We start from the raw sequence: 12,907 nt of genomic DNA, 5'->3' as shown, positions 1-12,907 counted from the left end.
CGGGCGGCGGGTGGGGGGGGGGGGGGGGGGGTGGGTGTGTGGGGGGGGGGGGGGGGGGGGGGCGGCCCCCCCCGCCCGGCCGGGGGGGGGGGGGCCCCCCCCCCCCCCGGGGGCCCCCCCCCCCCCGGGTGCGCAACCACGACGGGGCTGAGGCCGCGGGGCTCCGCCCCGGACCCCGCTCCTCAATCGCCGGAGGGGCTTGAAAAGACGGCCAGAGGGGCCTGAAAAGGTAAACCGCGGGTAACTGACGGGTCATCAAATACTGGCGCACCGGTTATTGACGACTCGTCAGGTCGCACACAGAATCACCCTCACTCCGACGGAGGGGGACCGACCGTGTCGCGACCGATCCGCGCCATCACCGCCACCGTGGCGGCACTCCTGCTCGCCACCGCCTGCAACTCCACCGCCAACAGCGGCACCAACACCGCGGGCGGGAAGGGGAGTTCGGTCCGCGGTGTGACCGATGACAGCATCAAGGTGGGCGGCATCGTCTCCATGACGACGTCGAGCGGCTACAGCAAGAAGGACACCGACCTCGGCGCGAAGGCCCGCTTCGACCGGGCCAACGCCGAGGGCGGGATCAACGGGCGGACGATCGACTACCTGGGCGCGGAGGACGACGGCCAGGACCCGGCGAAGAACCTCGCGGCGGCCCGCAAACTCGTGCAGCAGGACAAGGTGTTCGCGATCTCGCCGATGAGTTCGGTGACGTTCTCCGGGGCGGACTTCCTGCAGAAGCAGAAGGTGCCGACGTTCGGCTGGGGCACGGTCCCCTCGTTCTGCGGCCCGACGTACATCTACGGCTACGGCGGCTGCATGGTGCCGATGCCGGGCGGCACCATCACACAGACCTGGCCCGAGGGGCTGAAGAAGGTCACCGGCGGGGCGAAGGGCAGGTCCGTCGCCATCCTCGCCAACGACAACGACGCGGGCACCTTCGCCATCCGCACCTACAAGCAGTCCTTCAAGTCGGCCGGCTACAAGGTGTCGTACGCGAAGGCGACCGTGCCGGCGACCGCGGTGCCGAGCGACTGGTCGGCGTACACGAAGGAACTGCTGCGCAGCGACGGCGGCAAGGCGCCGGACGTGGTCGTCTCCGTGATGCAGACGCCGTACAACATCGGCCTGTTCACCGCCGTCAAGCGCACCGGGTACCAGGGTGTGATCACCGACCCGACGGACTACGACCCCGGGCTTCTCGCCAAGAAGGCGACGAAGCAGGCGCTCGACGGGGTGCACGTACTGCTGTCCTTCCAGCCGTTCGAGGCTCACACGCCGGCGATGAAGCAGTTCAAGGCCGACATCGAGAAGGCGTCCGGGGGCAAGGAGCTCCCCCTCAACATGCACATGATGACGGGCTATATGAGCGCCGACCTGTTCCTCGCCATCGCCAAGAAGGCGGGCAAGGAGCTGACCGTCGAGTCGTTCCAGAAGGCGGCGGACGGCTTCTCGGACACCGGGACGCTCGTCGGTGACCGGGCGCTGCCGCGCGGGCGCAGCGAGTCGTTCGGCTGCGGGGCGCTCGCGCAGCTCAAGGACGGGGCGTACCGGGTGTCGTCGCCGTTCAAGTGCTATCCGCCGATCCCCTTCAAGTAGGCCTAAGGGAAGGGGTGTTCACATGACGGATCTACTTGCCTTCGTGCTGAGCGGGCTCGTGTCGGGTGCGCTGTACGCGCTGCTCGCCACGGGGCTCGTGCTCTCCTACTCGGCCTCCGGGCTCTTCAACTTCGCGCACGGCGCGACCGCCTATCTGTGCGCGCTCGCCTTCTACGAGCTGCACTCCGGCTTCGGCTGGCCCGCCGTGCCGACGGCGCTGCTGCTCGTCCTCGTCGTGGCTCCGCTGCTGGGCTGGGGACTCGACCGGCTGATGTTCAGAAAACTGGCGCGGGTCGGCGAGACCGCGCAGATCGTGGCGACGATCGGGCTGCTCGTGGCGCTGCCCGCGCTCGGCCTGTGGATCGTCGAGCTTCTTGAGGACGCGGGCGCGCCGGTCAAACCCGCGGAGAACCAGTTCGGGCTGCCCGGCGTCGGGCCTAGTCCGGCGAAGAACTGGCAGTTGATGGACGGAGTCGGCATCGACTCGGACCAGCTGATCACCTGGGTGACGACCGCCGTCGTCGCGCTCGGCCTGTGGATTCTCCTGCGCCACACGGCACTTGGGCTCAAGCTGCGGGCGACCGTCGACAACCGCTCGCTCGTCGAGCTGCGCGGGATCAGCGCCGACCGGCTCTCATCGGTGGCGTGGATGCTGTCGTCGGTGCTCGCGGGCCTGGCCGGCGTGCTGGCCACTCCCCTGCTCGGGCTCTCCTCGCACGACTTCACGCTGTTCCTCTTCGTGTCGGCGACGGCCGCCGTGCTCGGCCGCTTCATGTCGATCCCGCTCGCCTTCGCGGGCGGGCTCGGGCTCGGGGTGCTGCAGAACCTCGTCGCGGGGTACGCCACGTTCGCGGAGAAGATCACCGGGTTCCGTACGGCGGTGCCGTTCCTGATCCTGTTCGCCGGGCTGCTGCTGCTCACGCGGCGGCAGCGCACGGCGGGCACGGTGGCAAGCGACGCACCACCGGTGGACTATCTGGCGGGGCGTTCGTGGCTGCGGCGCTGGGGGCCGTGGGCAACGGCCGCTGTGCTGCTCGCCGTTGCCTTCTACACCGTGACGACGCCGTTCTGGAGCGGGATCCTCGCCCAAGGGCTCGCGATCTCCCTCGTGTTCCTGTCGTTCACCGTCGTCACCGGGCTCGGCGCGATGGTGTCACTGGCGCAGGCCGCGTTCGTGACGGGTGCCGCGCTGGTCGCGGGTCTCCTGATGAGCCACGGGGTGCCGTTCATCTGGGCGGCGCTCGCCGGGACGTGTGCGGCGGCCCTGCTGGGCGCACTCGTGGCCCTGCCCGCGCTGCGGCTCGGCGGCCGCTCGCTGGCCCTCGCCACGCTCGCTCTCGCCTTCCTTGCGGACCAAGTCCTGTTCCAGCTCGGCTGGTTGAGGAACGGCGACACCGGCTGGGAGATCCCGCGCGCCGTCGCGGGCCCGATCGACCTCGGAGACGACCGGGCGATGGGCGTGGCCATGGTCGTCCTGTGCACGGCGGCGGTGGCGGGGCTGAGCGCGCTGCGGGGCTCGCGGGCGGGCCGGGCCATGCTCGCCGTACGCTCGGCGCCGGCCGCGGCGATGGCCTCGGGCATCTCCGTGATCCGCACGAAGCTGCTGCTGTTCACGATCTCCGCCGGGCTCGCCGGGTTCGGCGGCGTGATGTACGCGTCGTACAACACCCGCATCACCGCGACCGACTTCACCGCGATGACCGGGCTCATCTGGCTCGCCGTGGTGGTCGCGGCGGGCGTGCGGCGGCCGCAGTTCGCGGTGATCGCAGGGCTCAGCTTCGCCGTCGTACCGCATCTGATCAGCGACTACCTGACCGAGTCGGTGCAGCTCCCGGTCATCCTCTTCGGTCTCGCGGGCCTCGCGCTCGCCAACGATCCGGACGGCTACTGCGCGGCGGTCCCGGCCCGCCGCCACCGCCGGAAGACCGCCACGACGAACGTCGTCGACGACACACCGACGCCACCCGCCGACCCCGATGCCGCACTCCAACTCGCGGGCGTACAGGCCGGATACGACGGCGCCCGCGTCCTGACGGGCGTCGACCTCACCGTCCACCCCGGCGAGATCGTGGCACTCCTCGGACCCAACGGCGCCGGAAAGTCGACGACGTGCAAGGTCGCGGCGGGCCTCATGGCACCCCTCCAGGGCGAGGTGTACGTCGCCGGGGGCGCGGCGGGCCGTTCGGGTGCGGTCCGCCGGGCGCGGGCCGGAGTGGTGCTCGCGCCCGAGGGACGCGGCATCTTTCCCTCCCTCACCGTCGACGAGAACCTGGCACTCCAACTCCCGCGGCAGAGCGACAGGTTGGCGGTCTACGAACGGTTCACGGGGCTCGCCGCGCGGTGCGACGTCACCGCCGGCTCGCTGTCCGGCGGCGAACAGCAGCTCCTCGCGCTCGCCGCGTTGCTGCACCGTCCGCCGCGCGTCCTGATCGCCGACGAGCCCTCGCTCGGCCTCGCGCCGCGCGTCGCCGACGAGGTGTACCGGCTGCTCGCCGAACTCCGCGACGCGGGAACCGGGTTGCTGCTCGTCGAGGAGAAGGCGTCGGAGATCCTCGGCGTCGCGGACACCGTGGCGTACCTCGCTCAGGGCCGCGTCACCTGGTGCGGGCCGCGCGAGAAGGTGGAGGCCGAGCGGCTCACGGAGGCGTACCTCGGCATCGCGGCGACCAGCTCGGAGGCCCGGTCATGAGCGTCAGGTACCTGCTCGAAGCGGAGAACATCGGCGTGCGCTTCGGCGGCGTACGGGCCCTCGACGGGGTGGGCCTGCGCCTCGCGCCCGGCGAGGTGTGCGGGCTCATCGGGCCGAACGGCGCGGGCAAGACCACGTTCTTCGACGTCGTCTCCGGGATCCGCAGGCCCGACGCGGGCCGGGTGCTGCTCGCCGGCACGGACATCACCCGCCGCTCCCCCGTATGGCGGGCGCGGCACGGGATGCGCCGCACGTTCCAGCGCCAGCAGCTGTTCGGGCAGCTGACGGTCGCGGACAACCTGCTGGTCGCGCAGGAGTGGCGGCGCGGCGGCGCGAACACCGAGCGCTCGAACGGCCTGCTCCGTGACTGCGGCCTCGACGCCCTCTCCGACACGTACGCGGGGACGCTGCCGGTCGGCCGGGCCAGGATGCTGGAGCTGGCGCGCGCCGCCGCCGACCGGCCGCGCGTACTGCTGCTCGACGAGCCCGCGTCCGGCATGACGGCGCAGGAACGCGAGCTGCTCGCGGCGACGGTGCGGCGGCTCGCCGGGGACGGCTGCGCGGTGCTGCTCGTCGAGCACAACGTGGCCTTCGTGATGGAGCTGTGCTCACGGGTCGTGGTGCTGGATCTGGGGTCTGCGCTCGCCGAGGGGGCGCCGGATGTGATCCGCGCGGACACGCGGGTACGCGAGGCTTACCTGGGGACACAGCCCCCGGCGCAAAGTTCTCATACCTGACTGTCATGCTGGTGTCACCCACAGGAATGCGCGTACGCCCGTGATCGTTGACCATGGGGGTACCGCATTGTGCAGTGCCACCCATCACCGGACGAAAAAGGATCGACACCTCGTGAGCAAGGTTCCCCCGATCATCCTGAACAACGGCGTCGAGATGCCCCAGCTCGGCTTCGGAGTGTGGCAGGTGCCGGACGACGAGGCCGAGTCGGCCGTCGCGACGGCGCTTCAGGCCGGGTACCGCAGCATCGACACCGCCGCGATCTACGGCAACGAGGAGGGCACCGGCAAGGCCATCGCCGCGTCCGGCGTCCCCCGCGAGGAGCTGTTCGTCACGACGAAGCTGTGGAACGCCGACCAGGGCTACGACTCCACGCTGCGCGCCTTCGACACCTCGCTGGAGAAGCTGGGTCTCGACCACGTCGACCTGTACCTGATCCACTGGCCGCTGCCGTCCAAGGGCCTGGCCACGGACACGTACAAGGCCTTCGAGAAGATCCAGGCCGACGGGCGCGCCACGTCCATCGGCGTCTCGAACTTCCTGCCGGAGCACCTCGACAAGCTGATCGCCGAGACGTCCGTGATCCCGGCCGTCAACCAGATCGAGCTGCACCCGCACCTGCAGCAGCGTGTCTCCCGCGAGAAGCACGCGGAGCTGGGCATCGCGACCGAGGCCTGGTCGCCGCTCGGCCAGGGCAAGGGCCTCCTGGAGGTCCCGGCCATCGTCGCGATCGCGCAGAAGCACGGCCGTACGCCCGCGCAGGTCGTGCTGCGCTGGCACATCGAGCTGGGCAACGTGGTGATCCCCAAGTCCGTGACGCCGTCGCGGATCAAGGAGAACATCGACGTGTTCAGCTTCGAGCTCGACACCGAGGACCTCGGCGCGATCTCCGCGCTCAACGAGGACCGGCGCCTCGGCGGGGACCCGGCGACGTTCGACGTGGCGTAACCGCGCACGGGAAAGGGGGCCCCGCTCGGGGCCCCCTTTCGCATGTCCTGACGGGCTCAGCCCGCCTTGACCGCCGTGTGCACGGTGTGCGCGGTCAGCAGGAAGAGGTCGTCGCGGCGGTACAGGCCCTGCGGGTCCTTCGGGTCCATCAGCCGTTCCATCGTGGCGACGTCCTCGGCCGGCACGGCCTCCGCGAAGACCTCCAGGCGGCGCTTCCACAGGTCGATGACGGTCTCGCGGGCCTGGTCCGAGAGCGGTGCGGGCAGGTCGAGCAGGAAGGTGCGGCTGACGGCGTTCGTCAGGCCTGCGTCGGTCAGCAGCTCCGTCCAGTTCTCCGTGTCCTGCTTGGCGCCGGGCAGCTTGGCGCGCATGTCGCCGAACCACTCCTCCTCGATGGCGTCGGCCCGCGCCTGGAGACCGGGCCTGCCGAGGCCGAAGTCGCGCGGCAGGCAGCGCTGCGGCAGGCCGCCCTCGACGAGCGCGAGGGTGCCGCCGGGCGCGAGCCGCCCCGCGAGCGCGGCGACCGCGGCCCGCTGGTCGCCCACGTGGTGCAGGGAGCGGGCCGCCCAGATGAGGTCGGCGTGCGGCAACTCGTCGATGGCGTCGGGGAGTTCGACGCGCAGCGTGCCGGTGCGCTCGGCGATGCCGTGTTGCGCGAACCGCTCCATGGCGCGGGCGAGCAGCTTCTCTTCCGGGTCGGCCGCGATGACACGGGCCTCGGGGAAGGCCTCTGCGAGGTGCAGCGAGACGGCGCCGGGGCCCGCGCCCGCGTCGACGATCAGGCCGGTGCCTGCGGGGCGGGACGCGCGGAGCCAGTCGAGGGCCTGCGTGTAGAGGGGCTCGTACACGGAGGCGTTGCGCTCCAGCATGGGGATCATGTCGGCCCAGTCGATGTCCGTGTGATCGTGGTGACCGTGCCCGCCGTGCTGCTGCTCGCCGTGCTGTTCGTGCTGGTGGTGGCCGTGTGCCATGTCGGGTGTCGCCGCCCTTCGTGCCCGTAATGTCGTCCGTCGCCCTCAGGGTGCGCGGACGACATACGGACAGGCAAGCCACGTTGCCGAGTCGGCAATATCCGGCTACGGAGTCACGGCGTCGTGAGCGTCGGGCGTGGTGCCGTCGGCATCTTGTCGCCGAGGAAGAAGCTCGGGTGCGGCGGCTGGTTGTACGCGGTGTTCTGCCAGGCCAGAGCCGTGCGGTACTGAGTGTCGTGGAGGAGGGTCGTGATGCGGGTCGAGGTCTGGACGGGGGTCGAGTAGACACGCAGCGCCGTGTTGTTCGTAGTGGGCCAGACGACCTCCTCGCGCCAGTCGCCGAGGATGTCACCGGAGAGCGCGGGCGTGGCCTTCGTGCCGTTGTTGGAGTGGACGCCGGAGCCGGTCAGGAGGCGGGTGTCGGAGGATGTGCCGTACTTGTCGATGTGTGTGCCGTCGAGGAGTTCGCGGGTGGTGTCACCGTCCCACCAGGACAGGAAGTTGGTGGAGGACGGCTTGTGGGAGTTCACGACCGTGCCCTTGGGGTCGCGGACGCCCGACTCGGCCGATGACCAGGACTCGGCGCCCGCGCTGCCGGGCCAGATGTCGCCCGAGACACCACGGCCGTTGTCGCCGTTGACGCCCGTCTTCCAGATGACGCTGCCGGACTTGGCGTCGGCCATCCAGGAGGACGGCTTGGAGCTGTCCTCGTCGACCTTGAACTCCTCCAGGCCCGGCCGCGAGGGGTCGAGGTCGCCGACGTGCATGGCGTCGCCGTGGCCGTTCTTCGTCGTCCACAGGCCCGATCCGTTGTCGTCCACCGCCATCGCGCCGTAGACGATCTCGTCCTTGCCGTCGCCGTCTACGTCCGCGACGGACAGCTGGTGGTTGCCCTGACCGTCGTACCCCTTGCCGGAGTTGGTGGAGGAGTTGGTGTCGAAGGTCCAGCGGCGCGTGAACTTTCCGTCCCGCCAGTCCCAGGCCGCGATGACGCTCCGCGTGTAGTAGCCGCGCGCCATGATGAGTGAGGGGCGGGCGCCGTCGAGGTAGGCGGTGCCCGCGAGGAAGCGGTCCACCCTGTTGCCGTACGAGTCGCCCCAGGACGACACCGTGCCGCGCCCGGGGACGTAGTCGACGCTGCCCATGGCGGCGCCGCTCTGGCCGTTGAACATGGTGAGGTACTCGGGACCGGACAGCACGTACCCGCTCGAATTGCGGTGGTCGGCCGAGGAGTTGCCGATGACGGTGCCCTTGCCGTCCTTCGTTCCGTCGGACGTCTTCATGGCGACCTCGGCCTTGCCGTCGCCGTCGTAGTCGTACACCTGGAACTGGGTGTAGTGGGCGCCCGAGCGGATGTTCTTGCCGAGGTCGACGCGCCACATCCGGGTGCCGTCGAGCTTCACCGCGTCGACGATCGTGTTGCCCGTGTAGCCGGACTGCGAGTTGTCCTTGGCGTTGGTGGGCTGCCACTTGAGGACGAATTCGAGGACGCCGTCACCGTCGAGGTCGCCCACCGACGCGTCGTTCGCCTCGTAGGTGTACGCGACGCCGTCCGGTGTCGTGCCGCCTGCCGGTGGGGTGATCGGTACGTCCTTGTAGCCGGAGCGGAGCTGGATCGCGTGCGCCGAATCGGCCTGCTCCGTGCCGTTCACGACGGCCCGCACCGTGTAGTCGGCGGAGCTGGGCGCGCCGTCGTGGAAGAAGTTCGTGGAGCCGGTGACCGGTGTGGAGTTCACCTTGGTACCGGCCCGGTAGACGTTGAAGGAGACGCCGTCCGGGTCGGTGCCGAGCCAGCGCCAGCTGACCAGGTTGCCGGCGTCGGTGTGCACGCTGACCAGGCCGCGGTCCAGCTTCTCGGCCTGCCGGGCGGTGGCGGCGGAGGCGTCGTCGCCGGGCAGCAGCGTCAGCCCTGTACCGGCGAGCACGGCGGCCGTGGCGGCGGCGAGCAGCAGACGACGGCGTCTGCGGTGGAGGTGGGGGCGGGGCATGGGGGCTCCTGGGGGTGGGGGTCGGCGGTTGCCTACGCCCCCTCAGTTGCCGCCGTGGGCCGATGGGTTGCCGCTCTCCGTGTCCGCGTACGTGCACGCGAGCGCCCTCGCCGTCGCCGCTATCCGCTCACGCAACTCGGCCGGTTCCAGCACCTCGATGTCCGCGTCGAGACGTAGGAACCCGTCGTGAGCGCGACCGATCGACTCGATGGGCAGCCGGGCACGCAGCGCGGTGAGCACCGCGTGCCGGTTCCACACGGCAGCCGCCACCGCGGGCAGTTGCTCGGCGGTGTAGTCGTCCTCGGCGTGCCAGCCGGGGGCGTCGAGGGGGAGGCGGGCGCTGATGCGGTCGCGGGCCGGCCGACGCTCGGCTGCCCGGACCGCGAGCCGACGCACTTCGTCCTGCCGGACCGGCCGCTGATCGGCTGCATCTGGGAGTTGCCCCCGCTGCTGCACGAGCGGGACGCGTGGGTGCGGCACCTGCTGGCGCCGAGCGGCCCGACCTTGACGCGTACGCGCACGACACCCTGCCCAAGGGAACGACAGGAGACCGTCACCGACGATGACGTTCACTCGGTGCACCGTATGATCCCGGGACAGTCGGTGTTCGACCATCCAGGGGGCTCATATGGATCCCACGACCGTCGGGGCCCGCCTTGCCTCGGCCGCCATCGGCCCCGTAGTGAAGAAGCTGTTCGTCAGCGAGGGCCCCGGGGCCGGTCTGGTCGACAAGCCGATACGTATCTCCGGCTATGTGTCGTTCAGCGGCGAGAAGCGCGTGCTCGGCGAACGGGACGTGCGGCGGCTGGCCGCCCGGCTCGTCGGGCAGGCGGTGCGCGTCGGCGAACGCCCCGTCGGCGCCGACGAGGAGAGCGCCGTCGCCGACGCACTCGGCAGCACCCTGTACGCCCTGGGCCGGCTGGACACCACCGATCTCGACGCCGTACGCCTTGGCCACCGGGAGTTCGCCCGCGAGCTGCGACGGGCCGGCGGCAACCCCGAGCGCCATCTGTCGGCCGACGGCACCCGGCTGTACGAGTCGCTATTGGACACCGCATGCCTGCACATCCTGCACTTCTTCACTCAGCGGTCCACGTTCGTCGCCCACGCGCTCTTGGAGCAGACTCGGTCGACGGCTGAACTCGTCGCCAAGGTCGACGAGTTGATCCACCGCACGCCGCTGCCGGGATCCGAGGACGCCGCGTTCGAGCAGGCATATCTCGAGTACGTGGCCAAGCGGCACGGCAAGCTCACGATCTTCGGGATCGACCTCAGCAACTCACCGCGGCGCTGGGCGCTGGACGTGGCGTATCTGAGCCTTGAGGCGACGATGTCACCACGGCTGCGGCCGTCCGTGGACTGGACCCTCGACAGGATTCCCGCCGAGGCCGTCACCCAGCAGCCGCACACGGACCGCGTCTTCTTGGCCTCCACCCTGGAACCAGACGAGTTGCGGAAGTCGTGGGACGCTTGGCGCACAGCCGACGACCTACGGTCCACGAGCCCGGAGCTCTGGCACTGGTTCCGCCGGCGTCCCTCCCAGACCGCGGACCGCGCCCTCGCCGACGGCCCCCGCGTCCTGCTCCGTGGAGAGGCGGGATCCGGCAAGACCACACTCGTCCAGTGGCTGGCAGTCACCGCCGCCCGGCAGGATCTCGTAGACGGCATGGAGTACCTCGACGACCGGGTGCCGTTCGTGCTGCCGCTGCGCACACTCACCCGCGACGGCGGAAAGCTGCCCGCCCCCAAGGACTTCCTGGCCGCCATCGGCTGCCCGCTGGACGGTACACAGCCCACAGGCTGGGAGAACCGGGTACTGAAGGACGGGCGCGGCCTGATTCTCGTCGACGGCATCGACGAGATACCGGAGAGCGAACGCGACCGGGCCAGGGCCTGGTTGCGCACGCTCATCGAGACGTACGACGGCGGCAACCGGTGGCTCGTCACCTCCCGCCCATCGGCGGTGGACGACGACTGGCTCGCCGACGAAGACTTCATCGAACTGACGCTGTCCGCCATGGACCCCACCGCCATCGCCACGTTCATTCGGCGCTGGCACGCCGCCGCACGGTCGGGCGACGAAGGCGACGGCACTCTCGACCAGTACGAGGCGCAACTGCTCCGCGCCGTCCGCACGGAGCCCGACCTGGCCCGGCTTGCCACCAATCCCCTGATGTGCGGCCTGATATGCGCCCTGCACCGGGACCGTCGGGGCTACCTCCCGCACGGCCGCAAGGACCTGTACGAGGCCGCCCTGTCGATGCTGCTCAGCCGCAGGGACCGGGAGCGTGACATGGCGGGCCCCGAACTCGCCGAGGACCCCCAGCTCGACGTGTTGCAGCGGCTTGCCTACTGGCTGATCAAGAACGGTCGCACCGAGATGGACCGCGAGCGCGCCCTGCGCATCATCGACCGGGCTCTGCCCTCGGTGCCCGAGATCGCCGCCCTCGGGGACGCGGCGGCCGTCTTCGACCACTTCCTGGAGCGCAGTGGGCTACTGCGTGAGCCCGGTCCCGGTGCGGTGGACTTCGTGCACCGCACCTTCCAGGACTTCCTCGGCGCCCGGGCGGCCTTGGAGGAAGGCGACTTCGGGCTACTGTGTGCGAACGCGGGGCACGACCAGTGGGAGGACGTGATCCGCATGGCAGTCGCACTCGCCCGCGCCCGCGAACGGGTCACTATCTTCAACGGTCTCCTGGAGGCCGGGGACCAGGCCGCGGACCCGCGCGAACGAGCCCGTGTCTATCTGCTGGCCGCGGCCTGCCTGGAGCACGCGACCTCGCTCGAACCCACCGTGCGCGAAGCTGTGGAGCAGCGCACTGCCACCCTGATTCCGCCGGGCAGCGTGGCAGAGGCCCAGGCACTCGCACAGGTCGGGCCGCTGGTCCTGCGGCTTCTGCCCGGTCCAGAAGCGCTCCAGGACCTCGCGCACGCCTTCCACGTGGTGGTCGCAGCCTCCCGCATCGAATCGGACGCCGCCATCGCCTTCCTCGCCCAGTTCGTCGAGCACCCGTTCCTGCCGGTACGTTCCCAACTGATGTGGGCCTGGTCGCGCTACGACACAGCGCACTACGCGGAGGAGATCGTCGCGCGGCTCGACCCGACGGGCCTGGCATACACACTGCGGTCCGATGCTCAGCTCCGCGAGGTGAGCCGGCTCGGAATACTGCCAAACTACCTGGACATCAGAGCCGGGGTGTCCCGCGAAGCACTGGTTGCGTACGCCGCTGAGCACAGGTTCACGATGCTCGACCTGTCCAACGAGCAGATTACGGACCTGCGCTTCCTCGCGCCGCAGACCGAGCTTCAGTCGCTGATCATCGCCAACTGCCCGCAGCTGACGGACCTTTCCACACTGGGTGACCTCCCCCTCACCTTCCTGGACATCCACGCGGCGACGCCCGAACTGGACCTGAATCCGCTGGGTCAGTTGACTCGGCTCGAGGCCCTCTCCGTCTCCGGCCCCCCCACCCTCACCTGGTCGCCCCGACAACTGCCGTCGAAGGCACCGCTGAAGATACTCCGCATCGCGGGAGACGTGGCACCCGCTGAGCGGCTTCGGGGCCTGAGCGGCCTGCCTCAACTGGAGACGCTGACCCTGAACGCCGCGTGCAGTCCTGCATCGGCGGCGGACTGGGCGGAGCTCCGCCGACTTCCCGGCCTCACCGAACTCGCGGCGACCGCGGTGTCACTCGAAACAGCACCGGTCGACGAAGCGCTGGCAGGTGTCACCCACCTGACACTCATCGGCGGGGACGGCGACCGCGTCGCGCAGGCAGCGGTGCACAGGCTGCCGGACCTCTTCCCCGCGCTCACCTTCTGCGAGCTCAGCGGCCCCATGCACGCGGAAGGCGACATCGACATCTCACCGCTGGCCGCGCTGTCCGGGCTGCGCGCTCTCATCATCGGCATCAGCGGCGACCGAGTTCAGGGCGCCGTCGCCCTGCCCTCCTCGGTAGACCTGCAACTGGGCTGAG

Annotated in this window: 8 protein-coding genes; 5 read left to right on the top strand and 3 right to left on the bottom strand. The window is 70.4% G+C overall.

The window, feature by feature from the left end; all coding sequences use genetic code 11:
• The first annotated feature begins 336 nt into the window (after positions 1-336).
• The 4 genes from ACFYWS_RS15965 (at position 337) to ACFYWS_RS15950 (ending at position 5,971) form a co-directional block, all read left to right on the top strand.
• A complete protein-coding gene (locus ACFYWS_RS15965; RefSeq protein WP_389275635.1) occupies positions 337-1,599 on the top strand; it encodes an ABC transporter substrate-binding protein in 1,263 nt (420 codons plus the stop codon).
• Between the two features lie 22 nt (positions 1,600-1,621).
• Positions 1,622-4,288 (top strand): ATP-binding cassette domain-containing protein, encoded by a 2,667-nt coding sequence (locus ACFYWS_RS15960; RefSeq protein ID WP_389275632.1) that lies wholly within the window; start codon positions 1,622-1,624, stop codon positions 4,286-4,288.
• Positions 4,285-5,025, top strand: a complete 741-nt coding sequence (locus ACFYWS_RS15955) for an ABC transporter ATP-binding protein (RefSeq protein ID WP_389275629.1) — start codon at positions 4,285-4,287, stop codon at positions 5,023-5,025. Before ACFYWS_RS15960 ends, ACFYWS_RS15955 begins: the two co-directional genes overlap by 4 nt.
• Before the next feature lie 154 nt (positions 5,026-5,179).
• Complete coding sequence (locus ACFYWS_RS15950; RefSeq protein WP_389275734.1) at positions 5,180-5,971, top strand: aldo/keto reductase; 792 nt, start codon at positions 5,180-5,182, stop codon at positions 5,969-5,971.
• A gap of 56 nt (positions 5,972-6,027) precedes the next feature.
• Here the strand turns inward: ACFYWS_RS15950 and ACFYWS_RS15945 are convergent, their stop codons facing one another.
• From ACFYWS_RS15945 to ACFYWS_RS15935, 3 genes are all read right to left on the bottom strand, one after another.
• The gene (locus ACFYWS_RS15945) at positions 6,028-6,942 is read right to left on the bottom strand and encodes a class I SAM-dependent methyltransferase (RefSeq protein WP_389275626.1); all 915 of its coding nucleotides are present in this window, start codon (positions 6,940-6,942) and stop codon (positions 6,028-6,030) included.
• A 113-nt stretch (positions 6,943-7,055) separates the two neighbouring features.
• The gene (locus tag ACFYWS_RS15940) at positions 7,056-8,930 is read right to left on the bottom strand and encodes a rhamnogalacturonan lyase (protein WP_389275623.1); all 1,875 of its coding nucleotides are present in this window, start codon (positions 8,928-8,930) and stop codon (positions 7,056-7,058) included.
• Between the two features lie 42 nt (positions 8,931-8,972).
• A complete protein-coding gene (locus ACFYWS_RS15935) occupies positions 8,973-9,326 on the bottom strand; it encodes a WYL domain-containing protein (RefSeq protein WP_389275621.1) in 354 nt (117 codons plus the stop codon).
• A 232-nt stretch (positions 9,327-9,558) separates the two neighbouring features.
• On the opposite strand from ACFYWS_RS15935, the gene ACFYWS_RS15930 reads away from it, so the two are divergent.
• Positions 9,559-12,906: an NACHT domain-containing protein gene (locus ACFYWS_RS15930; RefSeq protein WP_389275618.1), complete on the top strand. Its 3,348-nt coding sequence runs from the start codon at positions 9,559-9,561 to the stop codon at positions 12,904-12,906.
• The last annotated feature ends 1 nt before the right edge of the window (position 12,907 follow it).

Origin of the sequence: Streptomyces sp. NPDC002795, from assembly GCF_042888725.1 — a bacterium.
Classification (GTDB): Bacteria; Actinomycetota; Actinomycetes; order Streptomycetales; family Streptomycetaceae; genus Streptomyces.
Note: the sequence above shows the minus strand (reverse complement) of the source record. Positions and strands in the feature narration are given on the sequence as shown.

Bases quoted from the DNA above. Each gene is read 5' to 3' on its own strand.
- ACFYWS_RS15940 (WP_389275623.1), bottom strand. From the start codon at position 8,930: ATGCCCCGCCCCCACCTCCACCGCAGACGCCGTCGTCTGCTGCTCGCC.
- ACFYWS_RS15945 (WP_389275626.1), bottom strand. From the start codon at position 6,942: ATGGCACACGGCCACCACCAGCACGAACAGCACGGCGAGCAGCAGCAC.
- ACFYWS_RS15955 (WP_389275629.1), top strand. From the start codon at position 4,285: ATGAGCGTCAGGTACCTGCTCGAAGCGGAGAACATCGGCGTGCGCTTC.
- ACFYWS_RS15960 (WP_389275632.1), top strand. From the start codon at position 1,622: ATGACGGATCTACTTGCCTTCGTGCTGAGCGGGCTCGTGTCGGGTGCG.
- ACFYWS_RS15950 (WP_389275734.1), top strand. From the start codon at position 5,180: ATGCCCCAGCTCGGCTTCGGAGTGTGGCAGGTGCCGGACGACGAGGCC.
- ACFYWS_RS15930 (WP_389275618.1), top strand. From the start codon at position 9,559: ATGGATCCCACGACCGTCGGGGCCCGCCTTGCCTCGGCCGCCATCGGC.